The sequence below is a fragment of the Haloferax sp. DFSO52 genome (genome assembly GCF_048158745.1).
Taxonomy (GTDB): domain Archaea; phylum Halobacteriota; class Halobacteria; order Halobacteriales; family Haloferacaceae; genus Haloferax.
In genome coordinates this window covers 57,358-81,712 of record NZ_JBLOPB010000003.1, presented here as the reverse complement: position 1 = coordinate 81,712, position 24,355 = coordinate 57,358, and the positions used below count along the sequence as shown (strand labels likewise).

At 55.2% G+C, this 24,355-nt stretch carries 21 protein-coding genes; 7 read left to right on the top strand and 14 right to left on the bottom strand.

All coding sequences use genetic code 11. The features are described 5' to 3' along the window. Positions 1-313 precede the first annotated feature (313 nt). The gene (locus ACK3SC_RS16450) at positions 314-1,546 is read right to left on the bottom strand and encodes a Cdc6/Cdc18 family protein (protein ID WP_416841320.1); all 1,233 of its coding nucleotides are present in this window, start codon (positions 1,544-1,546) and stop codon (positions 314-316) included. 834 nt (positions 1,547-2,380) lie between these two features. After that, positions 2,381-2,947, bottom strand: a complete 567-nt coding sequence (locus tag ACK3SC_RS16445; RefSeq protein ID WP_416841319.1) for a TATA-box-binding protein — start codon at positions 2,945-2,947, stop codon at positions 2,381-2,383. Positions 2,948-3,276: 329 nt separating this feature from the next. Between ACK3SC_RS16445 and ACK3SC_RS16440 the strand changes: the two genes are divergently transcribed. Continuing rightward, entirely contained in the window at positions 3,277-4,503 is a 1,227-nt protein-coding gene (locus ACK3SC_RS16440) for an AGE family epimerase/isomerase (protein WP_416841318.1), read from the top strand. 27 nt (positions 4,504-4,530) lie between these two features. Here the strand turns inward: ACK3SC_RS16440 and ACK3SC_RS16435 are convergent, their stop codons facing one another. The 3 genes from ACK3SC_RS16435 to lhgO form a co-directional block, all read right to left on the bottom strand. Continuing rightward, the gene (locus tag ACK3SC_RS16435) at positions 4,531-4,902 is read right to left on the bottom strand and encodes a hypothetical protein (protein WP_416841317.1); all 372 of its coding nucleotides are present in this window, start codon (positions 4,900-4,902) and stop codon (positions 4,531-4,533) included. A gap of 81 nt (positions 4,903-4,983) precedes the next feature. After that, positions 4,984-5,376: a pyridoxamine 5'-phosphate oxidase family protein gene (locus tag ACK3SC_RS16430; protein WP_416841316.1), complete on the bottom strand. Its 393-nt coding sequence runs from the start codon at positions 5,374-5,376 to the stop codon at positions 4,984-4,986. A gap of 138 nt (positions 5,377-5,514) precedes the next feature. Then, the gene (gene lhgO, locus ACK3SC_RS16425) at positions 5,515-6,732 is read right to left on the bottom strand and encodes an L-2-hydroxyglutarate oxidase (protein WP_416841315.1); all 1,218 of its coding nucleotides are present in this window, start codon (positions 6,730-6,732) and stop codon (positions 5,515-5,517) included. 214 nt (positions 6,733-6,946) lie between these two features. On the opposite strand from lhgO, the gene ACK3SC_RS16420 reads away from it, so the two are divergent. Both ACK3SC_RS16420 and ACK3SC_RS16415 read left to right on the top strand, forming a co-directional pair. Further along, a complete protein-coding gene (locus tag ACK3SC_RS16420) occupies positions 6,947-8,110 on the top strand; it encodes an acyl-CoA dehydrogenase family protein (protein ID WP_416841314.1) in 1,164 nt (387 codons plus the stop codon). 329 nt (positions 8,111-8,439) lie between these two features. Continuing rightward, the gene (locus ACK3SC_RS16415; protein WP_416841313.1) at positions 8,440-9,921 is read left to right on the top strand and encodes an acetyl-CoA hydrolase/transferase C-terminal domain-containing protein; all 1,482 of its coding nucleotides are present in this window, start codon (positions 8,440-8,442) and stop codon (positions 9,919-9,921) included. Positions 9,922-10,113: 192 nt separating this feature from the next. On the opposite strand, the gene ACK3SC_RS16410 is transcribed toward ACK3SC_RS16415, so the two are convergent. The 7 genes from ACK3SC_RS16410 to ACK3SC_RS16380 form a co-directional block, all read right to left on the bottom strand. Further along, positions 10,114-10,323, bottom strand: a complete 210-nt coding sequence (locus ACK3SC_RS16410; RefSeq protein WP_416841312.1) for a hypothetical protein — start codon at positions 10,321-10,323, stop codon at positions 10,114-10,116. Then, on the bottom strand, positions 10,320-12,314 hold the full coding sequence (locus tag ACK3SC_RS16405) for a TRAP transporter permease (protein ID WP_416841311.1): 1,995 nt from the start codon (positions 12,312-12,314) through the stop codon (positions 10,320-10,322). Before ACK3SC_RS16405 ends, ACK3SC_RS16410 begins: the two co-directional genes overlap by 4 nt. 74 nt (positions 12,315-12,388) lie before the next feature. Continuing rightward, entirely contained in the window at positions 12,389-13,498 is a 1,110-nt protein-coding gene (locus tag ACK3SC_RS16400; RefSeq protein ID WP_416841310.1) for a TAXI family TRAP transporter solute-binding subunit, read from the bottom strand. A gap of 277 nt (positions 13,499-13,775) precedes the next feature. Next, positions 13,776-14,597: a fumarylacetoacetate hydrolase family protein gene (locus ACK3SC_RS16395; protein ID WP_416841309.1), complete on the bottom strand. Its 822-nt coding sequence runs from the start codon at positions 14,595-14,597 to the stop codon at positions 13,776-13,778. Next, a complete protein-coding gene (locus tag ACK3SC_RS16390; RefSeq protein WP_416841308.1) occupies positions 14,594-14,941 on the bottom strand; it encodes a cupin domain-containing protein in 348 nt (115 codons plus the stop codon). Before ACK3SC_RS16390 ends, ACK3SC_RS16395 begins: the two co-directional genes overlap by 4 nt. Next, positions 14,938-15,726, bottom strand: coding sequence for an SDR family oxidoreductase (locus tag ACK3SC_RS16385; RefSeq protein ID WP_416841307.1), 789 nt, complete (start codon positions 15,724-15,726; stop codon positions 14,938-14,940). Before ACK3SC_RS16385 ends, ACK3SC_RS16390 begins: the two co-directional genes overlap by 4 nt. 147 nt (positions 15,727-15,873) lie before the next feature. Next, positions 15,874-17,181, bottom strand: a complete 1,308-nt coding sequence (locus tag ACK3SC_RS16380; RefSeq protein ID WP_416841306.1) for a DUF362 domain-containing protein — start codon at positions 17,179-17,181, stop codon at positions 15,874-15,876. A gap of 95 nt (positions 17,182-17,276) precedes the next feature. Between ACK3SC_RS16380 and ACK3SC_RS16375 the strand changes: the two genes are divergently transcribed. From ACK3SC_RS16375 to ACK3SC_RS16365, 3 genes are all read left to right on the top strand, one after another. Then, on the top strand, positions 17,277-18,383 hold the full coding sequence (locus ACK3SC_RS16375; RefSeq protein ID WP_416841305.1) for a mandelate racemase/muconate lactonizing enzyme family protein: 1,107 nt from the start codon (positions 17,277-17,279) through the stop codon (positions 18,381-18,383). After that, entirely contained in the window at positions 18,380-19,597 is a 1,218-nt protein-coding gene (locus ACK3SC_RS16370) for a mandelate racemase/muconate lactonizing enzyme family protein (protein ID WP_416841304.1), read from the top strand. The genes ACK3SC_RS16375 and ACK3SC_RS16370 overlap by 4 nt, the downstream gene beginning before the upstream one ends. Positions 19,598-19,788: 191 nt before the next feature. Further along, a complete protein-coding gene (locus tag ACK3SC_RS16365; RefSeq protein ID WP_416841303.1) occupies positions 19,789-20,565 on the top strand; it encodes an IclR family transcriptional regulator in 777 nt (258 codons plus the stop codon). Between the two features lie 465 nt (positions 20,566-21,030). On the opposite strand, the gene ACK3SC_RS16360 is transcribed toward ACK3SC_RS16365, so the two are convergent. Continuing rightward, a complete protein-coding gene (locus ACK3SC_RS16360) occupies positions 21,031-21,855 on the bottom strand; it encodes a carbon-nitrogen hydrolase family protein (protein ID WP_416841302.1) in 825 nt (274 codons plus the stop codon). Positions 21,856-22,594: 739 nt separating this feature from the next. Between ACK3SC_RS16360 and lrp the strand changes: the two genes are divergently transcribed. Then, a complete protein-coding gene (gene lrp, locus ACK3SC_RS16355) occupies positions 22,595-23,053 on the top strand; it encodes an HTH-type transcriptional regulator Lrp (RefSeq protein ID WP_416841301.1) in 459 nt (152 codons plus the stop codon). A 254-nt stretch (positions 23,054-23,307) separates the two neighbouring features. Here lrp and ACK3SC_RS16350 read toward each other — a convergent pair whose 3' ends face one another. Continuing rightward, on the bottom strand, positions 23,308-24,318 hold the full coding sequence (locus ACK3SC_RS16350) for an aldo/keto reductase (RefSeq protein WP_416841300.1): 1,011 nt from the start codon (positions 24,316-24,318) through the stop codon (positions 23,308-23,310). Positions 24,319-24,355: the final 37 nt, after the last annotated feature.

Here is a 24,355-nt window from a genome sequence, read left to right as displayed (position 1 = left end):
GTAGTTAACTTGTGTTGAACATGTGCGGTATCTACGAGATACACAGGCTCAAAATTACCAGACGGACCCAAATAGTTCGAGGAAATAGAAACAGTTACAACATTCAAATTACCCTGAGTTTTTGGATAATTTGGATTATTTGAGTTTTGAGAGAGGTAGGTTCACCTTTGAATGTTGCGAGTGTGAGCAAATGCCGTGAGGAAAGAGGGAAAAGGAGGACGAAGAGTAGTGAGGAAAAGAGGAGAAAGAGGAGTGGTGTGGAGAGGAGAAAGAGGAGTGGTGTGGAGAGGAGAAAGAGGAGTGGTGTGGAGAGTTATTCGAGTGTGGATATTCGACTATCCCTGAGCAAGACCCGTTTCACAATATCTGGATCTTCGAGAAGTCGGTGTGTTCCGTGGACCCCCTGTCCGCGTCCACGACCACGTACTTCAGATTGGATGACATTGAGGAAGTCGAGTTCCTGAAGTAATTCTTGAACACGGCGCTCGGACAACTGGTCCATATCGAGATCTTCAGCGACGGTGAGATACTGGCGGTAGATTTTGTTCGTCGTAATCTCGGCAGTTTTCCGACCCCCGGTCTGGAGCACGAGTGAGTAAAGGACTGCTTTTGACTGAGTTGCCGTTCCCTCGAGAAGTTCGCTGAACCGGTCCGCCTCGCTTTTCTCTTTCGCCGCTCTCACATGGTCGTCGGTGACGGTCTCGGCGCCTTCCTTTCGGGCGATACGGCCTGCATTCCGGAGAATGTCGATAGCCTTTCTCGCGTCGCCGTGCTCCTGTGCGGCGAGTGCGCTCGCGAGTGGGATAACGTCGTCAGTGAGGACCCCGGGCTTGAACGCGTCTTTCCGGTTTTCGAGGATTTCGCGGAGTTGGTTCGCGTCGTACGAGGGGAAGACGAGTTCGTCGTGAGCAAAACTGGATTTGACTCGTTCAGTCAGTTCTTCGGGGTAGTCGATTTTGTTGGAAATGCCGATAATTCCGAGCCGAGAATCGACGATTTTCTGGTTTTCTCCCGCGCGCGAAAGTTTTCGCAGGACTTCGTCGTCGCGAAGCATATCAATCTCGTCGAGGATAACGATAGTGACGTCAGAACAGGTATCGAGAACTCGCCACAATCGGTTGTAGTAGTCACCCGTCGAAAGCCCACGTTCGGGAATCGACATCCCACTTTTCGATGGGTCGTTGACTTGTGATGCAAGTGTCTTGATGACCGACGCTTCAGTGTGCTGCTCACCGCAGTCGATGATCGCGATCTCGACGTTGACATCCTCTCGTCGTGCTTCGCTCTGTAACCGTTCGCTCACGAGACGAGCACTGAGTGTTTTCCCGGAACCGGTCTTTCCGAATATAAACAGGTGAGTCGGTTCACGCCCGAAGATTGCAGGGTTGAGCGCTTGCGCAACTTTCGACATGTGTTCGTCGCGGCCAACAATCTTGTCGGGGCCAGGGAGGTGAGAAATTTTGAGGATATCTTCGTTCGCGAAGATAGGTTGGTCGTAACGGAACAGTGGATCCCGTCCACCCCCATCAGTCTCGTTCGGCGTCATATGAGTTCGATATTCATACCCACTCCTATTAAAAGTGAGTAGGGTAGACTCGCGTTTGTAACTCCGATGGGATTCGGGTTATTGGTTACCGTATGGACTCGATTTGAAATAGAGGGAACAGAAGTGGTGTCGCGCAAGTATTCCGTCAGACACCACCCTCGCGATTGTAACGAGGATGGCGTGTCTAGGGTACAGAATATCACACGAACTGCTGGTCAGTAAACGGAGAACTGGAGCATCTCGATGATTGCTGGGAGGGTACACCCGCGAATGTAACAATCTACGTGGGGGACCACCCTCGCGGATGTAAAATGCGACCCTTATCCGGCGAATATGAACACTCGTGATCCGTCAGCTCTGTCAGCGAGCGATACGAAGTCGTCGGAGACTACCCTCGCGAATGTAATTTCGACTGGTCTCACCGACCAACAGCCAGTGTTCAGACACACTACCCTCGCGAATGTAACGCGAAATAGTGGGAGGGGTCTGGTTCAAACGAAGTCTGTTGCGGCAGATGTTGCCGGATGTTTTACAAACGCGAAGCAGGTGTGTGTGTTCATCATTACTAGAGTCTCTCGTACCTGTTACAAACGCGAAGCAGGTGTGTGTGTTCACTTCATCTCTACAATCGTCTAAACTAACTCCCGCTTCTCCTGAAGTTCTTGCCTAATATTCTAGAGTAGTAGTTAGTTTACTAGTTCCAAAGACTAGTAGTAAGTGTGTAGTATTCTAGACTAGTAGTCAATCTAGATGGAGTATCTAGGGATAAACATAGAGAACAAGAAGAAACGGACGAGGACAAAATAACGTAACTCCAACAGTCCAACTCAACGGTTACCCGAGAAGCCCCAACTCACGAATTCGTTCGCTTACAACCTCAACAGCACCTTCGGCATTGGCTACTTCTTTCGCACCCGTGATAACGATTTTTCCGCTCCCGAACATGAGCACGACGACATTCGGTTCATCGAGACGATAGACGAGACCGGGGAACTGCTCGGGTTCGTACTCGACGTCTTCGAGCCCGAGCCCGATTGCGAGAGCGTTGAGATTGAGTGTATGTCTGAGATCAGCACTCGAGACGATGTTCTGGACAGTTATCTCTGGATCCTCTGGAACCGGGATACCAAGGTCTGAGAATTCGTTGAACAGTATCCCGAGCGCTGTGTTCACACCGTCGACGCTGTCCGCACCGGTACAGACGATTTTCCCGGACCGAAATACGAGGCACGCAGACTTTGGGTTGCTCGTCCGGTAGACGAGCCCTGGGAAGTTGTCTGGATCGTAATCCGTGCCCTCCCAGTCGAGCGATAGACGCTCTAAATCGAGTTCGAGGCCGATCTCAGTGGAAGCGACGACGTTCTGAATCTCGATGGACTCAATCGCATCGGCGTGGGACATGATGTGTATTACTTGACATTGACGGATGTTAAATTACAGGGGTCGTTTTCTGAATACTCAGCAGTTTCGATCACCGACGTCGGTGGTGTCTCACGACCCTCGAATAGAGTCATGCCGAATTCCCGACTGCACTCCGTCGAGCGAACCCCCCGAATTGCGTTTTCGAGATAAGGCGTGTAGTTCAAAGAAGCTATGTTCGAAATTCAAGAGAGACGGAGCACGTACGATTCGTTATTAGGCGATGCCACGGGTAAGACCCAGACTGGGCGGAAAACCTTATTTTCCTCTTTGATTAATCCTCAGACAATAATCACGACGCCCCCATTACAATGACTGACCCATCATACTCGATTCGACCGTCAGCATCGGTGTTTAGAGACCCACGCTGGGTGTACCAACATCTCACGAACCTACTGAAGTTCTACCACCCGACGTGTATCGACACCACCTATGGAGGATACATCCCACAACTGAGTGACCACGATGGTACTGTCTACGATTCTCGGGCGAAAATACTCCCAGCGACGTGTCGGCTCATCTTCAACTACAGCGTCGGTTCGATTCTCGACGGTCCCACGTGGTGTGAAGAAGCAGCAGAACATGGCCTCTCGTTTCTCGTAACCCAGCACCGAGACGCAGAGACTGGGGGGTACGCGTGGCTGATGAACGGCCGAGCTGTCGAAGACTCCACGCGTTCGACGTACGGCCACGCATTCGTTCTGTTCGCGCTGGCTTCTGCAGGAACTGCAGGAATCGGCAAAGTAGACGAGTATCTCGAAGAAGTAACCGAAACAATCGAAGAACAGTTCTGGGAACCCGACCCGGGGCTGTTTCGCTCGAACCTCGACGCCGACTGGAACCCAGTATCGACATATCGTGGTCAAAACGCGAACATGCACATGTGCGAAGCACACCTCGCAGCCTACGATTACACTGGCGACGAGCACTATCTCGACAGGGCGTACACCATTGCAGAAAACCTCGCTCTCAGGCTCGCAGACCGGGGCGATGGCTTGCTGTGGGAGCACTACACTGAAGACTGGGCCCTCGACTGGGAGTACAACCGTGACCAACCGGGACATCTCTTCAGGCCGTGGGGATACCAACCAGGTCACCTCCTAGAGTGGAGTAAGTTACTCGTCTCGCTATCACAGTACCGCGACGAAGACTGGCTCGTCGAAAGAGCAGTCCACTTCTTCGACGCTGCGGTCGAGAATGGCTGGGACGACGAGTATGGTGGGTTCATCTACAACTTCGACCGGGATGGAGAATCCATCGTCGAAGACAAGTACTACTGGCCGCTCGCGGAAGGAATCGGTGCGGCGGTACTACTACACGAGACCACAGGTGACGACCGGTTCATCGATTGGTACGACCAGATCTGGTCGTATGCATGGGAACACATGGTGAATCGCGGACACGGAAACTGGTACTTCAAACTCACTCGTGAAAATGAAATCCATGCAGACCTCGACGACACGCCCGAGGTGAAAGTAGGATATCACCAGATAAACGCCTGTTACGAGGTACTTAGAGCAGCAGACCGCCTCAAGTGAACCAGCAATCGACAAACCGGGTTCACGTTACCATCGCGACTGAATTTCGTCCATCTGGCACTGGACGCACAGGTCGTTTGCAAAGCACGAGATACTCTCGTACGGACAGTCGTGGGGTTCGACGGAGACGCGCATGCTTCGTTTTTCGTTTTCCCAGGCCGCCTCCCAGACGTCGATATCCATCTCTGCCGAGGTAAAGACGACATCGTCGTCTCTGTCGATGATTTTCGCCGCCGCTACATTGTCTTGGTTCTCTCTGACTAGTTCGATTGCATCAGTGTACGAAGAACAGCGAACCTCTTCGACACCGTCTTCGTCGTCCATCAGTCGGACCGTAATCCGCCCGTCATACGTCTCGCTCGGACGGAGGGCATCAGTCGAGGGTTGACGGTCGGCCATATTCGAATGTCGGCCACCCATCTGATAAACCCATCCACCGATGAGAAACTGACTGCGTCGTATTTTGCTCGGTTACTGCTTTCAGTACACTTCCGACGTTGCGGTCCCAATCGATATCCGAACGAGTTTGTTCTCAGGCCACGATTCGTCACCTGCGTCGTACTTTTCGTTGATACGAGACGTGGCCTCTCGAATTGCGTCTTCAGATTCGATAACAGTCGCAGTTCCGAGCATGGTCACTCGCCACTGTGCATCCCCGTCGACATCTTTCTGGATCGAGAGCGAAACACGTGGGTTTTCACCGATGTTCTCGAGTTTTCGACCGGCAGTGAGGAGCTCTATACTCTCGTCTTCTTCGTGGTAGTCGAACCACACTGGTGCGACGTGCGGTCGACCATCCGAACAGGTTGCGAGGTGAGCCATCAACGGTTCGCTCGAAACCAGCCGGACAATTTCGTCGGGGACGTGGTTCATTGTTCTGTGGTAACGGCCACCTGTGATTTATCGTCTCTGATATAGAGAGTAAGTAATAGATTCCAAATTTCATCTGTCAACTGATACAATAGTCTTTTTAACAGATTTGACATCTATCTCTAAATCAGTTTTACCGCTTTAGCAGGACGAACGGTCGTCCAGTTCGATAATTTTCTCGGCGACGTACTCGCCAAACGGAAGTGAGGATGTGAGCCCCGGAGAGACTGCGTTGAGAACGTGAACTGCGTCTTCGGTTTCGATAGCGAGGGGATCTTTGACGAGCTCACCGTCGTCGCTCACGAGTTGCGCACGAATCCCAGAGTAGCTTTTGTGGAGGTGGTCGTTTTCGACTTCGGGAACTAACCGCTGTGCAGCCTTCGTAAACGCCTTCTTCCGGTAGGATTTGTTCAGTTCAGACCACGCGACAGAAAGCATCGTTTGAGACTGCAATAGCTTTCTAAACCCATCGTATGCTAGTATATCTTTGAACTCTGAGAGGTTGATGTCTGTGTTCTCGTAGGCTTCACGGCCGAAGGCCAAGACGGCGTTTGGCCCGACAATCACTTTACCGTCCGTCCGTCGGGTGTAGTGGACGCCGAGGAACGGAAGCTCAGGGTCGGGTGTGGGGTAAATCATCGTTTTGCAGAGCTCGGATTGGTCAGGCGTCACTTCGTAGTACTCGCCCCGGAAGGGGATGACTTGATAGCCGTCTCCGACGCCAACCTGTTGTGCGAGTGTGTCGGCGTAGAGTCCAGCAGCATTCACGAGATACGTGGTTTCGATATTACTATTGCTCGTGGTCAGTTGGTAACCGGACGAGCGCTCACGAATCCGCTCCACAGCGTGCCCAGTGTAGAGTGAGACACCGTTCTGTTGTATCTCCCGCGCGAGCGCGTAGATATACTGTTGTGAATCGACGGATGCTGCTTCGGGTGCGTAGAATGCCGCCTGCCCAACTGCGTGAGGTTCGTGTTCCGCTATCGCTGCTTGTGAATCGAGTCGCTCGTACTCGACGCCGTTCGCGTCTGCTTGAGATGCGAGTACGTCAAGGTGTGCTTCTTCCCGGTCGGTTTTGGCGACGACGAGCACACCCAGTTCGTCACACGGAACGTCGTGTTTCGCACAGTACTCTTTCATCCGGCGCGTTCCTTCCGTTGCGAACTGTGCCTTTTTCGAATCGGGTGGGTAGTTGAATCCGGGGTGGAGAACACCTGAGTTACGACCACTCTGGTGTTCGGCGAGGTGGTGTTCCTTCTCGAGGACGGCAATGTCGAGGTCGGTCTGTTCGGAGAGATGCTTCGCTGTCGACAACCCGACACAGCCACCACCCACGATGGTGACGTCGTGGTGTATCATTGCTACCTATCCACAGAGAGGAGACTCGCTGAAATATATGTCGCCATGAACACGATTTGCACCGTTGTCTGCCGAATTTCGGACGAGTTTATCAAAATTTGAACCCTATTACTGGCCGTATATACACACAACAACGTCTCTCGTGTCTGTGTCAAAACAGGATGTCGAAACCCTGTACCAAGATTTATTAACTGGTTCTCAGAACGATTCAGTAATGCTCGACTATGCGGACCTCGAGAGTGAACTCTCCAGCGAAGAACGAATGATCCGTGACTCTGTGCGCGAGTTCGTTCAAAACGAAATAAAACCCGACATTGCAGAACACTTCGTCGAAGGCACGTTCCCGAAAGAACTGATTCGGGAGTTCGGCGAACTCGGCCTGTTCGCACCGAACTTGGATGGATACGGACTTCCCAACGTGAGTGAGCGTGCGTACGGGCTGATCATGCAGGAACTCGAAGCGGGCGATTCTGGTCTTCGTTCGATGGCCAGCGTCCAGGGTGCGCTCGTTATGTACCCGATCCACGCCTTCGGCAGCGAAGCCCAGAAAGACGAATGGCTTCCGAAACTCGGGACCGGCGAGGCAGTCGGGTGCTTTGGGCTGACCGAACCTGAACACGGCTCCGACCCTTCGAGCATGGAAACCTACGCCGAACGAGACGGCGACGAGTACGTTCTGAACGGTTCGAAAACGTGGATCACGAACTCTCCTATCGCAGACGTGGCAATCGTTTGGGCTCGTGACCGGTCCAGCGAAGACGCGCCGGTTCGAGGGTTCCTCGTCGAGACTGACCGCGACGGCGTCACGACGAACAAAATCGACGACAAACTGTCTCTGCGAGCGTCGATTACTGGCGAAATCGCCCTGCAGAACGTTCGCGTTCCGGCCGACAGCGTCCTTCCGGGCGTCGAGGGCATGAAAGGGCCGCTGTCGTGTCTCACACAGGCGCGCTACGGCATCGCCTGGGGTGTCATCGGTGCAGCAAAGGACGCCTTCCGAGAGGCGCAGGAGTACGCAACTGACCGAGAACAGTTCGGACAGCCAATCGGCGGATTCCAGATACAACAACAGAAACTCGCCGAGATGGCGACGCAGATCACGCTCGCTGAACTGCTGGCCCACCGAATCGCCGAACTCAAAGAAGACGGGAACCTCCGTCCGGAACACGTCTCGATGGCCAAGCGGAACAACGTGCGGATGGCCCGAAACCAGACGCGAATCGCCCGTGAGATACTTGGTGGAAACGGAATCACGGGCGATTACTCGCCGATGCGCCACATGGCCAATATGGAAACTGTCTACACCTACGAGGGGACTCACGACATCCACACGCTCGTCCTCGGGAAGGACCTCACTGGCATTCCCGCGTTCCACTAAGCCCGCAAGACGTTCACGCTGACCACTTTCTGGTCGCCTTCTGCTCTCTCCAATCGTCTTCTTCTGCTGCTGAGCAAAGACCCGACCACATCGTATTTTGATTACCGACGATTCCACCACATCGTTTATTACACACTGGGAGAACTGTCTCCTATCGACCTCGGGTTAGTCGCAAGACTCCCCCGCCAGCGAGAGTGAACGGCAGTCGTTCACCTCAGCTACCGCTACGCAGACGATGTGCAGACTCACCACCGGTGACGGAACAGTCACCATCGACGTCGAGGACGAACCGACAACAAAACACCGCTGTCTGGCAGTCGAGGGAAGCCGTGCGTAAGCAGGCAGACGGTCCTGAGGAACCAATCGAGCCTCGATTACAGGGCGATGTCCCTGTCGTGGATGCCGAGACAGCAGCGGCAACCATCGCCGAAGACGCGACGGTCCTCATGAGCGGGTTTGGCAGTGTTGGCTATCCGAAAGCGATACCACTCACACTGGCAGACTCCGACCGAAATCTCCGATTGACCGTCGTACACAGCGGAAACGTCGGCGACGAAATCGACGTCGACCTGGTCGAGTCCGGTGCCATCGACAGGCGATTCTCGTATCAATCCTCACGGACCGCTCGGTCTGTGACGAACCATCGTGAGATTTCCTTCAGCGACCGAAATGCGTCGTCAATCGGTGACGACGTGCAGTACGGTGGGATGGTCGACGCTGACATCGCAGTCGTCGAGGCCGTCGCCGTCGGCGAGGGGTGGTTCGTCCCGTCTACCTCGATCGGACAAGTTCCGGCCTTCGTCGATGCTGCTGACGAGTTACTCATCGAACTCAACCACTCCCAACCGCTCGAACTGCAGTCGATTCACGACATCTATCGACCCGACTCACCGCCAAACCGAAAACCGATTCCACTCACTGGCCCGGGCGAGCGAATCGGAGAGTCGTACGTCGAGTTCGACCCGGCGAAACTGGTTGGTGTCGTCGAAACAGACCGTGCAGACTCGACGTACACGTTCCGTGACCCGACTGAAGACGACCTGGCAATCGCAGCGAACCTTCGGTCGTTCCTCTCTGCGGAGATGGAACGGTCGCCGGTGTTCGACGAGGCCATCCATCTCCAGTTTGGTGTCGGGTCGCTCGGAAACGCGCTGATGGGTGAGTTACAGGAACTCGACTTCGGTGACAGAGACGTCGTCTACTTCGGAGAGTTGATTCAAGACGGCTTGCTCGATATGATCGACTCCGGTCGGTTGGAGTGTGCCAGTGCAACTTCGATGGCGTTCACTGCAGAAGGCCAACAGCGACTCTTCGACGATATCGACCGATACGCCGAAGATATCGTTCTTCGACCGGCAGATATCGCGAACCACCCCGGTCTCATCGACCAGTTCGGGGTGGTCGGCGTCAACAGCGCCATCGAGTTCGATATCTACGGGAACGTCAACTCGACACACATCGGCGGCAAGCGGATGGTGAACGGTGTCGGTGGTTCTGCAGATTACAACCGAAACGCGTTGATCTCTGTCTGTGCGCTTCCGTCGAAGTTGGCTGGGAAAGATATCTCACGGGTGGTTCCCATGTCCTTCCACGTCGACCACACCGAACACGACATCGACGTATTCGTCACCGAACAGGGAGTCGCGGACGTGCGTGGACTATCGCCTGTCGAACGCGCTGAGTGCATCATCGAACACTGTGCTCACCCGTCGTTTAAGCCGAAGCTACAGTCGTACCTCGACGACGTGAAGACACAATCGAATCACATTCCGCACGATATCGAGCGGGCCGCAACGTGGCACGATACCTGACGTCAGTCTCTACCGTTCACTAGTTCAGTTCTCTCTCCTCTCTCCTCTCTCCTCTCTCCTCTCTCCTCTCTCCTCTCTCCTCTCTCCGAGGGTGTGTCTCGGAACGTGTCGAAGCCTCTCGGACGCGGTGACCCTACTCGAACTGTACGTACGAAAAAAGAAAAATGCCGAGGTCAGAGACCTCGAACGGCGTTATGCCGTAAAGAAGAGGAAGAGCCAGTAGAGATAGCCACCCGTCAGGATGACAGCGACGATGGCTTCGAGAACCTTGGTGTACGAGTCACCGTGGGTATCGCGGAACGCCTGAATCGCCTGGAACCGGTTCCACACGGGCATGAGTGGTTCTGGAACGAACTCTTCGAGACCGGAGACGTTGTCTGCGGACCCGTCTGCGTCACTCATTGGTCCACCCCCGAGGTGAACGGAAGGCTGCGGCCATCGGTCATCACCTTCTCGGCGACGAAGATACCGAGGAAGACGACGATTCCTGCGGACTTCACGACCTGACCTGGGTAGACCATTACGACCATCCCGAGGACAGTCAGGAACAATCGCAGTGCGACACGGCGACCGGCACTAATTGCGAACGGGTAGTTGAGGCCGTAAATCATCGAGATACTTCCCAGGAGGACCAGCGTTCCGGCGACGATGCCGGGCATCGCGAGGTCCATCGAAATCATCGCTGGGTTGTAGACGAACGCGATGGGGAGGATGAACAACGGTGCGGCAATCTTGATAGCCGCGCCACAGACGCGCCAGAAGTTCGCGCCTGCGATACCCGCTGTCACGACGGCAGCAGTCGCGACTGGTGGTGTGATCCCGGCCAAGATAGCCGCGTAGAACACCGTGTAGTGTGCGGTGATGTCTGGGATGCCGAAGTCGGCGACGAGCGTCGGTGCGATGAGGATCGCGACGATGACGTACGCGGCGACAGTCGGCATGCCGACACCCATCAGGATTGCGACCAGCATTGCCAGGAGCACGGCGAACAGCAGGACGCCGCCCGACAGGTCGATGAGCAGGAGTGCAATCTTGTTCGGCACACCCGTGACACTGAAGATGTCGATGACTCCGTTGACTGCCACGAGGATGATTGCGATGGGTGCGAGGATGATTGCCCCACGGCGGAACCCGCGGACAGTGTTCTTCGCCTGCTGAGTGAACTCAGCTACAGGCGACGTTTCCGAACGGTCGACGAGTCGCTGAATGACAGGCACCGTGATGCCACAGATGACCATGGAGATGATTGTCCAGAGCGCAGCGGTCATCACGGTGAACTGAACGATACCCAGCAGGTAGATGAGGACGAGGAACGGGATTCCGAACCTGATCCCTTCGAACATCTTCTGCCGCCCCGAGAGTTCGTCGTCGAAGAACTCGTCGAAGTCCATATTCTGACTGCTGGTGTCGCTAATCGCGATGTAGTGAACGGCGATGCCGATACAGGCGACGAGAATCGCCGCGGGAATCAGGCCCGCGGTGACGATGTCGAGATACGAGACACCGAGGTACGACGCCATCACGAACGCGGACGCGCCCATGACCGGCGGCAGCACCTGACCCGACGTCGAAGCCACAGATTCGATACCTGCGGCGCGGTGGGGTTTCATCCCGCTGTCTATCATCGTCGGAATCGTGAACGAGCCAGTCATCGCGGCGTTCGCGGTGTACGACCCGTTGATCGAACCGATGACTGCCGACGACAACACGGCCGTCTGTGCGACACCGGACTCGATGTACTTACCCGACTGGATGGCGACCCGAAGAATCAGGTCGAACGCACCGTAGCCGAACAGCAATCCGGCGTACAGCAAGAACGGTGCAATCCACGCGGCGGTGAGTTGCGTCAGGCTCCCGTAGAACCCATAGAGGTCCGTGACGAGTGCCTGCAGGAGCGTCAATTCGGTCATCCCACCGTGATTCAGGATACCTGGCGCGTAGTTGCCGTATATCCCGTATATCATCGCACCACCGACGAGGCCGAGGAAGAGATTACCGAACTCCCGCCACGTGAGGTAGAGGATGGAGAGGATGATGATACGCGCGAGCATATACTCGTGTTCAAGCGCGTATCCCTGTTGCATGACGTACACTGTCTGGAAGTTCGCCGCGAAGTACGCCGATGCGCTGATGAGGATAATTGCCGACGGTAACAACACCGCGGCGTCGATTCTGTCGCCTTCTTTGAGTGCCTGACGTGTCTGGTCGATGGCGTAGACACTCATGATTCCCCCGACGAAGATGACACCGAACTTGGTGCGTGCCATCTCCTGTGAGTGTGCCCACCAGAGGACGATGAGCCAGAACACGATCGCACTGGCTGTGACGCTAACGTCCAATCCCCGGAGGACCTTCGATATCAAACTACTCTGTTGGTCTGTCTGTGTACTCATATTCACTCAGTACGCTGTAATTTCCCACCCGTGTCTACTGAAAAATTGGGATTCACGTCCTCTCGGCGTTCCGTTTATTCGCCGACAGTGAGGCTGTCGTCCCACGCGTCGTTATCCTTGTAGTACTGTGCGGCACCCTGGTGAACTGGGATGTTCGACCGGGCAGACTTGAGCATGTCCGAGGTGGACTCGAAGTCCATGAACTGCTCTTCTGCCTCGTTGACTGCGTCGTTGTGTTCGTCGACGACGCGGCACAGTTCGTAGACTGCGTCGGGGTTCGCTTCGGGCGTGAAGGTGTAGTTGACTTCGAGGTCCCACGTGAACACTTCGTCGGTACCGATGTCCTGCTGCATGCTCCAGTCCTCGATAGCGACCGTGGAGGAACCTGCGCCAGCGTACATGGAGGCGGATTCTTTGAGTGCGTCCGTCGGTTCGACGTAGTGAACGTCGATACGGGCGTCGTACTCGGTCACCCAGCCAGTGTAGCCGGCACCGGGCGTCCCGTACGCGATCGCGGCGTCGATGCGACCTTCTTCCATCGCACCGGGTGCGTCGCTGACACCCATGTTCTGGATGTTCATCTGGTCGTAGATTTCCTTCGTCGGTTCTTGCGACCAGACGTCGAGCGTCGTTGCACGAGTCGAGTATCCTGGCTGTGCGGGGTAGACGTTCTTGCCTGCGAGGTCGTCGAACGTCTCGATGCCAGTTCCGTCACGTGCGACGATGTAGATGCTGTACGGGAACGCCATGAACCCGAAGTACGGAATCTCGTCGACCGACTTCTCTTCGAAGCTCCCCGTGTCGTTGAGTGCCTTGTTCAGGGAGTTGTTGTCGGTGATGCCGCCGTTGAACTGGTCCTGTTCCATCCGATAGATGGTACCGACATATCCTGGACTTTCGACCGTCGCGTAGTCGAGACTGTCACTGTGCTGGCTGACAGCACGCTCGACTGCGAGACCGACGTTCTTCGTACCGCCGCCGGAGGTACCGACGCGGAGAGACAGGTTACTGTCGGAGCCACCGTCGCTGCCGGAGTCTTCGCTGTCGGAGCCACCGTCGGAGCCACCGTCGCTGCCGGAGTCTTCGCTGCCCCCGCTCGAACCGGTACAACCGGCCAGTCCGGCTACGCCTGCAGTTGCCGCTCCGTAGAGAAACTTCCGTCGCTGTATTTTATCATCAACCATGATTGTATGTAGCTAACAGACACACATTCCCGATATCTGTATTTATAGTTTATGGTGAATGTCTAAGCTCTCTGGAGATATCCGGCGATATTTGCGGACATATGTCCATCCTCCAACCCCTCCCGTGGTCTCGATATACATCAGTATCCCAACGGTTCTCTGTACATCCTGTCGCTTCGTCCAAAAAGAGGAATCGAGAGCAAACGAGAGTAAATGAGAGGAGAGCAAACGAGGAGTAAACGGGAGTACAAACGACCGGTGGAACGTGACGAGGAGGTTACCGAACCACTGGTGCGTCTACTGACCCAATCGACTCGACGACTGCTTCGACGTGGTCACCGGGCGAAATCGGCGCTGCCCCCGGTGTTCCCGTGCTGAACAGGTCTCCTGCTTCGAGCGTCATCACGTCCGAGTGGAACGAGACGATTTCACGCGGTGGGAACAGCATATTCTTGACCTGATTCTCGGCTTCGACGGTTCCGTTGACGACCGTCTGAACGGTCAAGTTGTCGAACTCGATACGTGATTCGGGGACGGCAATCGCTGGACCGACGACGATGAACGTGTCGTAACTCTTTGAACGCGTGAGGAACCGCGGGTTGCGTTGCAGTACGTCTTCGGCGGTCATGTCGATGACCGGGAGGTATCCTGCGACGACGTCGTCGACGTCGCCTTCGGAGACGTTTCGACACGCGCGACCCATAATGACGGCTAACTCGCCTTCCGCAGTCACTCGTTCGCTCTGTGACAGAGGCGGGAGGCGAATCGGTCCACCGGGGCCGGTCATCGCAGTCGATGGTTTCATGAAACTCGCTGGTTCGTCTGGGCGAACTTCGTCTAAGTCGCCCGCGTGTTCGGCGTAGTTCAGCCCGATTCCCCAGAATTTCCCGAACCGTTCGAGCGGTGGCCCGAACGTAATGTCAGCCGCATCGACTCTGTCCGCTGGTGCATCATCGACGGAACCGAGTGTCCCTGCTGCGGCACGCGAGAGCACATCGTGGACGCTCTGTGCGTCTGGATGAACAGCGCGGAGCGGAACGAATCCCTCGTCGTCACCCAGTAACGGGCGACCGGTCGCGGTTCGGGCGAGATATTTCATTCTTCTCGCTCCGTCCAGAAGTCGAACGAGCGACCAGGTGCGAACACGTCTAACCCGATCGCCAACTCGTCACCAGTGTTCTCGACACGGTGTTCTTCCCACGATTCGAGCAGCACGGAATCGTTCTTCTGGAGGGTAACCGAGTCGTCTTCGGTTGCGACGGTCAGCTCTCCTTTGAGACAGATGCAGACCTGTTCGTTCTCGTGGTCGTGCATCGGCGAACTGTGTCCCGGTGGCTTTTCGAACCACTCGAACGAGAACTGGTCGCTCCCTGCCATCGAGACCCGACGCCACCCGTCTTCGGGTTCGTAGCTTTCGGCCTCGTCGAACTGAACGGGCTTCATAGGTTCGCGCCCGTCGTCCCACCATCGATTGGGAGTGCAGTTCCGTTCACGTGGCCCGACTTGGGCGAGCAAAGGAACGCGACGGTGGTGCCGAAGGATTCAGGGTCACCGATTTTTTCGAGTGGGTTCTTCGACCAGTCTGCGAGTCCTTCTTCGTAGGTATCGTACTCGCCACGGTCGACGGCAGCGTTGACGAGGTCAACGATGCGAGACGTTTCGTGTGGGCCGGGGAGGACAGCGTTCGTGCGAATCTCTGGCGCGAACTCTTTCGAGAGCGTCTTTTCGAGACCGATGACACCCATCCGTACCGCGTTCGAGAGGACGAGACTGTCGATTGCCTCTTTGACACTCCGGGAGGTGATGTTGACGATGGTGCCGCCGCCGTCTTCGCGGAGATGCGGTTCTGCGGCGCGAGCGAGTCGAACGACACTCATGACGAGGAGGTCGTAGGCGTGTTGCCAGTCTTCGTCGTCGGTATCCAAGAACGCTCCAGACGGTGGGCCACCGGCACTGGTGACGAGGTGGTCGAGCCGGCCGAACTCTTCGATGGTCTTCTCGACGAGTCGCTCGGTGTCGTCCGCATCGGTCAGGTCGCCCGGGACGGCGACGACATCGCCGGTTGCGACTGCCTCGATTTCTGCTTTCGCTTCAGCGAGTCGCTCTTCGTCGCGTCCGTTGATGACGACGTCGACTCCCTCTTCGGCGAGCGCCTTCGCCGATGCCTTTCCGAGTCCACTCGACGATGCGGTCACGAGTGCCGCATTGCCTTCTATTTCTAAATTCATGTAACGATAAATCAGGAGAGTGTGTGAAAACGTTTCCGAAGGGTGCAATCCTGAACTCCAACCCGAAACGCTAGTCGAGGGAGTGTTGGAAATCCACCACTCGGGGGCTACTGGTCCGAGGCCGCACCGAAGGCCGCACTCTCGTCTTCATTCGTCTTCATCGGTGAATGTGGCAGTTCCATCATCGTAGACGAGTGATTCGGAGGCACGGATGTTCGCCGATTCGGGCAGTTCGTCGACGAGGGGTTCAGAGACACGGAATTCGGTGAGTAGTTGCGTATTCTGAATCCAGACGATTCTCACCGTCTCGGGGTCGTATCCGCCTACCGCAGCGAGCGCAGTCCGAATCGAAAACTCGTCGTCGGGACAGACGACGGGTATCTGTATCTTCGCGAGCGACCCACTCGTGAGCGCATTTGCGTAGGTCTTCTGCAGGTCGAGTTGGTCGATTGCCGCCTTCCGCGTGATGTCTGCGAGGCCGATACCTGTTCCGTTGCCTTTCGTTCGTTCGGTGAGTCCTCGCGCGTAGATGAGTTTGATATTCGGGTGTTCTGGGTCGGGTGCGTTCAGCACGCGGTATCTGCCGATGACGTTCGTATCCATTCCTGCACCGGAGATTTCCTTTCCGAGTTCGTCGACGACGAGAAGGTCGATTTCGTCGAACGGCAACGTCGGCATCTCCACATACGCCATCTCAAGGAGTTCGGGTTCTCGGTCGACGAACGACGAACCCGAGACCGCTTCGACGTGGGCAATCTCCTCGTGGAAGTTCTCGACGAGTGCGATACCTGCAATCGGCGGGGCAGTCGATTGAATCGTCTCGAGTGCGGTCGTGAGGGACTCGACGTAGCCTTCTTTGATAGCCGTCGAATGGAAGGACTTTGCACCGTGTTGTTTGCCGAGGCCGACGACGGTCATCTTCGACAACCCGCTCTCGATTTCGCCAGTAAAATTCGTGTGCGCTTTGATACGGTTCACGACGATAATGGCGTCGCATTCGAGCGCCGCCGTGGAGAAGTGGACTGGCATCGACGTTTCGCCTACAGTTACGGTGTCGAGTTCGGAGGTGTCCATTCGTGCGTCGATTGGGGCACCGACCGACTCCTCAGTGATGCCCAATGCGGACAGCACCTCTCGTTGTCCCTCGGAAGTTGCCCCCCCGTGACTTCCCATTGCTGGTACGACAACTGGCTCGAACCCCCGCTCTTCGATTCTGCTGACGACGGATTTGGCGACTGAGTCGATTGCGTGAATTCCTCGACTTCCAACGCCGACGGCGACGGTAGCACCATCGTCGAGGGTCGAGAGTACGTCGAGGTCGTCGAGTTCCGCCTGGGCAACCGACGGTGGGTCTTCGATACGCTCAGATGGTGGTTCGTACCGAACCCGGGCGAACGTCGGGAGTTGCTGCGGCTCGATGAGCCCGTCGACAGCACTCCGGGTGGGGAAGTCCATACTTGCCTGTGTCGGAGTGGGTGTACATATGTTCGGGGGTAACACGTGTTGCCGAGAGGTGAGGACTTTTATGCGGCTGGAACACCGCTGAACCCGTGAGAATCACAGAGGTTGAATCGTATCCAGTCGAGATTCCACTCGAGTCTCCGGTTTCGTTTTCGAATCGGACCTTGACGTTTCGAGACCATGCGATAACACATATCCGTACTGACTGCGGTGTCGAGGGAGTTGGCTACTCGCTCGGCTACGAGGGAGCAGGACTCATCTCGGACGCAGTAGAGTCTCTTTTGGCACCACTTCTCGTTGGCGAAGACCCGCGAGACACAGAGCGTCTCTGGCACGAGATGTACGACGGAAACGTCCAAATTGGGAGAGCAGGATTACTTCTTCGCGCCATCTCGACGGTCGATATCGCACTGTGGGACGTGAAGGCGAAGGCGGCAGACCAACCACTCCACAAACTTCTCGGTGGGTACGCCGAATCAGTCCCAACGTACGCGAGCGGTGGGTATTACCGTGACGACAAAGGCCACGAAGGGCTGCGTGCCGAGATGCGTCGATATCTCGGCGAAGGCCACGACACGGTCAAGATGAAAGTTGGACGACGGTCTGTTTCAGACGAGGTCGACCGAGTCGCTGCCGTCCGCGACGAAATCGGGCCAGACCGGACGTTGCTTCTCGACGCGAACGGTGTCTGGTCGTCGCCGACCGAAGCGATTCGGGCGTGTCAAGCGTTCGAACCGTACGACCCATACTTCATCGAAGAACCGGTGATGATAGACAAAGTCGAGACGATGGCGACGGTCAACGACGCGCTCTCCTACCCGGTCGCGACGGGTGAACTCGAAGGCACTCGGCACCGATTCGCCAGACTCCACGACAGTGGGGCGGCGAGCATCCTCCAACCGGATGCGACGGTGTGTGGTGGCATCACCGAGTGGCTGAAGATTGCGAACTATGCGGCGGCGTACGACGTTCCCATTGCTCCGCACTACAATTGGAATCTCCACGCGTCCTTGCTCGGCGGCATCGAGAACGGCCTGTTCATCGAGTACTTCTACCGAGATATGGACGTGAAGGTGTTCGACGATATCGTCGTAGACCCCCTGAGACCGAACGCCGACGGAGAAATCGAACTCCCAGAGACACCGGGCCACGGCGTACCGTTAGACGAACACGCGATTGAGGAATTCAAAGTATGAGAAATTATTCACAGCAGACGACGAACCGAAGCGGCGAGCGAGACGTACAGATCACCGACATCAAAGCCTGTGTCGTCGAAGGAAACTTCGAGTGGAACCTCATCAAGGTCGAGACTGATGCTGGCGAGTACGGTATCGGTGAATCGTACCGTGGGGGTGGCATTCCCGAACTTGTCGAGTACACGAAACGGTTCCTCATCGGTGAGAACCCACTCGACGTCGAGCGACTCGTTCGCTACATCTTCCAGGAGATGTCCGGACACGGAGGGACGACGGGCAAAGTCGTCACTGCCGCGTCGGGTCTCGAGACGGCGCTCTGGGACGTTACGGGTAAGATTCTCGGCCTCCCGGTCTACCAACTTCTCGGTTCGAAGTACCGCGACGAAGTCAGAATGTACTGTGACTGCCACGCCGGCGAAGCGTACGCCGTCGAAGACGGTGCAACTGCCTACGCCGAAGCGGAAGCGTACTCTCCCGAGGCGTACGCAGCGGAGGCCCGACGAGTGGTCGACATGGGCTTTTCCGCGCTAAAGTTCGACCTTGATCTGGCCGCAGACAACGAAAACGACCCGTACAACGGCCGGCTGACGAACCGTGCGATTGCAGAAAAACGCGAAATCGTCGCTGCCGTCCGCGACGAAATCGGATACGATATCGACCTCGCGTTCGACTGCCACTGGGATTACTCGGTCGAGAGTGCGAAGCGACTCGCACGAGAACTCGAACCGTTCGACCTGATGTGGTTAGAAGACCTCATTCCGCCGGAAAACATGTCGGCTCAAATCGAGGTGACTCGCTCGACTGCGACACCTGTCGCGACCGGTGAGAACCGATTCCGTGTGTTCGAACTCTCGGAACTCCTGTACGAACACGGCGTCGATATCGTCACGCCCGACCCGACGACTGTGGGCGGCCTCGCAGAGACGATGCGTATCGCAGACCGTGCAGAAGAGAACTACATCCCGATGTCGCCGCACAACGTGTGCAGTCCGGTGGGGACGATGGCGTGTGTACATCTCGGTGCGGCCGTTCCGAACTTCGATCTCCTGGAATTCCACGCGCTCGAAGTCGACTGGTGGGACGACTTGCTCGTCAGAGACGACCCACTGATCCAAGACGGTGTCATCGAGGTTCCCGAAGCGCCCGGTCTGGGCATCGAACTCGACGAGGACGTTGTCGAAGAACACCTCCTCGAAGGCACGACCGGGTTCTAAAACCGGACTCCTGCTTTTCTAACGGCTGCCAAAGTGGCCAGTGACACGCCGAGAGTGAGCGTCCGCTAACCAGCGAACACGACCACACTGTTACCTGGGCAGATCGACGTCCGGACGCACCGATAGTATTGTTGTCGCGAGTGTCCGATAATATCGAACTTGTTATATCCGGGTATCTGATACACACCTATATGCCAGATTCGGCCTCCCCCGACGTGCCTGCCAACGTCCAATCAGCACGCACACTGTTCGATGTCCTGGAATGTGTGAAGAAGGGACGAGGGTTGACTGTCTCTGAGGTGTCTGCCGAACTCGAATACGCCAGAAGTACGGTCCACAGACACCTCCGAACGCTCGAAGATCTCGGGTATCTGGTTCACCGTGACGACGGCTATCATCTCGGACTGCGGTTTCTCGACCTCGGAATGAATGCGAGAGACACCTACGCTGGCTACGACCTGATTCGGCAGAAAGTAGCCGAAATCGCCGAAACCACTGGTGAACGATGTCAGTTCTTCGTCGAAGAACACAACGATGCAGTCTATCTCACACGTTCAGTCGGTGACAACGCCGTACAAACTGACCCGGGGATTGGAAGTCGTATTCCACTGTACGCTGCGTCTGCTGGGAAAGCGATTCTTGCAGAGTTGCCCGAATCACGACTGTCCGATTACATCGAACAGACAGAATTTGAACAGTTGACGAATAAGACGATAACCGACCCCGACCTTCTCCGGGCAGAACTGGCGGAAATTCGGGAGCGTGGGTACAGTTTCAACCATCAGGAGACGCTGTGTGGAACACATGCCGTCGGTGTTGCAGTCACCGATTCGGATGGAAGGCCAATCGGTGGTCTCAGTGTAACTGGTCCGTCTCATCGGTTGAAGGGTGAGCTCTTCGAAAGCGATCTTCCAGACCTCCTGTTGGGTGCTGCTAACGAACTCGAACTCAACATCGCCTTCTCGTGATGGAGTATCACTCCATTTCCTTTCGTTTCGGCTCGTCAGAGAACCAGGGCTGTCCGATTATCCGGGACGCAATACTAACTGCATCGGGCGTAGAAGCGGGTCAGTCTAAAGATTCAGTCATTACAAGAGTATGTTTGTAATCTGGGCCTCTAGTTGGTCGTTGGAAACAATAATTGTCTAGATACATACTTGAATAGCAGCCACGGAGATTGGCAATATTTCCACGTAATCGATATCGAAGACTGTATCTACACAGTAACTAATAAATTTGATATATAATATGATGGAATTCCTATGGTGGTTCTAAAAATTCAATTTAATTGCCAGACCCACGTCCGATTCTACATCTATTCTTAATATTTATTCCGCATATTGTTGAATCATCTGATTCTATTGAAATCCTTAAATATTCATTTTTATTTGTGTTCTGACTGGTCTATAGTAATATGTGTGTCAGATAAACCTTCACAATCGGTCGTAGACTTCAGGTCGCGCATGTCGAAGTGTCTGGAACTCCTGTCGTTTATCTTCGAGATACGACAAGTCAATCGTCGTCACAATCATCTCCTCAGTGTCCTTTGCTTTCGAGATGACGTTCCCCCAGGGGTCGATAACGAGTGACCGCCCGTACGTCGTCGGTGCTGACGGCTTCTCACCAATTTGTGCCGGTGCGACAACGTACGACTGTGTCTCGATTGCGCGAGCACGAAGCAGCGGCTCCCAGTGGTCCTTGCCGGTGAACATCGTGAATGCGGCGGGGACGAGCATGACATTCGCCCCACGATGCGCCATCGTCTGGTACAAAAGCGGGAACCGAACGTCGTAGCAAATCGAGAGACCGAACGTCGCAAGGTCGGTTTCGACAGTTACAGCCTCGTCACCCGGTGCAACGGTGGCGGATTCTTGAAACTCGACTGCCCCGTCGATCTCGATGTCGAAGAGGTGGACTTTTCGGTAACTGTCGAGGACACGTCCGTCAGGGCTGAGTACCACCGACGTGTTGTACACACGGTCTGAATCAGGGATTCGTTCGAAGAAACTCCCCGTGTGGACGTACATCTCGTGTTCTCGCGCTTTGGCTGCAAACTGGTTGATTATCTCTCCGTCGAGTGACTCTGCGACGTCTGGATACCTGTCTGCCGGACCGATGTAACTCATCATCTCGGGGAGTGCGACGAAGTCGGCGCCGGCCGATGCTGCTTCGTCGATGAAGTCGAGCGCCTTGTCCACGTTGGCTCGTTTGTCGTCCTTCGAGTCCATCTGAACTGTTGCGGCTACGAAACTGGACATGATTGTTGGAACAGTCTACAAGGAGAACGATATTGACTCTTGCTTGCGGTATGAATTACAGCAGACACGCTATTGGCTGCTCCATCCCTGTCTCGAGGTGACTCAAACTGCGTGAGTGGGATGTGGAATTATTCACATAGTGTGGATTAACTCGGTTTTTGACAAAATCATCGACGACCTCTCTGTTAGGTGAAGGGAGGGTTTTCTCTCGTCACCATCCTCAACAATCCGCTGACGTACGAAGTCAAATAAAATAGCCATACATTATATAGGTTTGATAGTAACGAATTATTTGTTCACACATCTCGCGTACATCTCACGAAACTCTCAACAATATTGTCAAATCTTTCGAATACTAAAACAAAAACCTGTTATTTGTTGTAATATTCCTGGATAGTACTCTTTCAGGGTTGAGCGAAAATTCAGTCTAATGACTTCATATGTATCAAATATTTGGGTGTTCTACTTTCATATACGAACTCAGCCAGGTAATTTCGTTCAGTACAATCTGTGGCCGGCGAGGCTGAGTTCGTGAGTAGCGTCGGTGCCGTGTGTCCATCTCGGTGCGTAGTTTCACCTCATAACGTGCGTCTAGTAGTGTGACAGGCACACAGTGTCTTTCCAGCGATTGGACCGTAGCACACAGAGGCAAACTCACTGCTAGTTGATTACTTCCGCAATAAGTAGTCGAAGCTGGACATTCGCAAAGTTCTAATGGGCCTAGTGGATGGTAGTTGTAATGACGTACGAAAATCTCGATTCGAAGCTGGTCAACGCTCTTCTCAACGATGGCCGAACGAGCCTACGAAATCTTGCCGAACAACTCGACGTGTCGGTGACTACGATTTCGAACCACTTGCGCGACCTCGAAGACGAAGGCGTCATCGAGGGATACACTCCGCGTGTGAACTACGAAGCACTCGGATACGACGTAACCGCCGTCATTCAAATGAAAGTCGAGGGCGACGCACTCGCCGACATCACTGCCCATCTCAAAGCACAACCGCGAATGGTCTCTGTCTACGAAGTCACTGGCAACTACGACGTTATCGCCATCGGCAAGTTCCGAAACACAGAGGATATGAACGACCACATCAAGGCGATTCTCAGCGAGGCAGATATCCGAGAGTCGAACACGAGCGTCGTGCTCAACGCTGTCTCCGAGAACAACCAGTTCGAACTCGACGTCGACAAATAACAGGTCGTTCGGTTCGAGCCAACTTCTGAAATCTCGATACCGGTGAGAGTTCAGACCGGATGGACCATAGTATCTCCCGTCCTCACAAATTTCGATACAAACGTACCCCTCGGTGGCTTCGCGGATGTAAACTGCCGAAATATCCATCGAACGCCCATATATATGGGGTTTTAATTTTGAATAGGGACTTCCGTTTCGGATAAAATGTTTATATATTGAACAGACTTCTCCCGAGTGCTGACTACTGGCGCTGTCTACAACCCAGCGTACGGACCAGTTTTCGCCTGGGTCAGCCGGGCGACCTGTGTGTCTGAGAGCTCGATCGACGCAGCGGCGAGGTTCTCAGTCAGTTGGTCGACGGTCCGAGCACCGACGATCGGTGCGGTGACGCCGTCACGGTGCATGAGCCACGCGAGGGCCGTCTGTGCAGGACTCGCACCGACTTCGTCTGCGACCGCATCGAGTTCGTCGTGTAGGTCGAAGTTCTCTTCAGTGAGGTACGCTTCCTCGAACCGAGTGGACTCTGCGACACGGGATTCACCCGTAAGACCATCTTCGCGTGTGTACTTCCCGGTCAGGAAGCCCTGTCCGAGCGGACTCCATGGACAGACAGCCATTCCGTACGAACGGGTCATCTCCAGATAATCTCCTTCGACTTCACGGTCGACGAGGTTGTAGCGTGGCTGAGAGACGGTGAACGGTTCCCATCCTTCTTCGCGAGCGATTTCGTTTGCTTTCGCGACTTTCCACGCATTCGGCCGCAACGTCGACGCGCCCAGGTAGTGGACTTTTCCAGACTCGACGAGGCCGTTGAGCGTCTTCATCATCTCTCGGGTGGGTGTGTCGTCGTCCCAGCGGTGGATGTACAGCACGTCGACGTAGTCCGTGTCGAGTCGGTCGAGGAGAGCGTCGATACGGTGACGGATGTTCTTTCGGTTGGTGCCGCGACTGTTCGGGTCACCCTCTCGAATCTGCCAGTAAATCTTCGAGGCAATCGTGTAGCGTTCTCGGTCGCGTTCGGAAAGCCACTCTCCGATCCATTCTTCGCTCTTTCCACCGCCGTAGACGTCTGCGGTGTCGATGAATCGGCCCCCTGCGGCCTCGTATGCATCTAACAGTTCGTGGGCTCGCTCCTCTCCGATTTCGACGTTCCCTTCTTCGGTCGTCTTCCCGAACCGCCACGTGCCGAACTGGAGTTCGCTGGTCTGTAACCCTGTCTTCCCAAGCGGGACGAACTCGAGTTCGATATCTTCGAGAGTACTCATAATCGTCTTACAGTACGGTAATTCGGAGGAAAAGTGT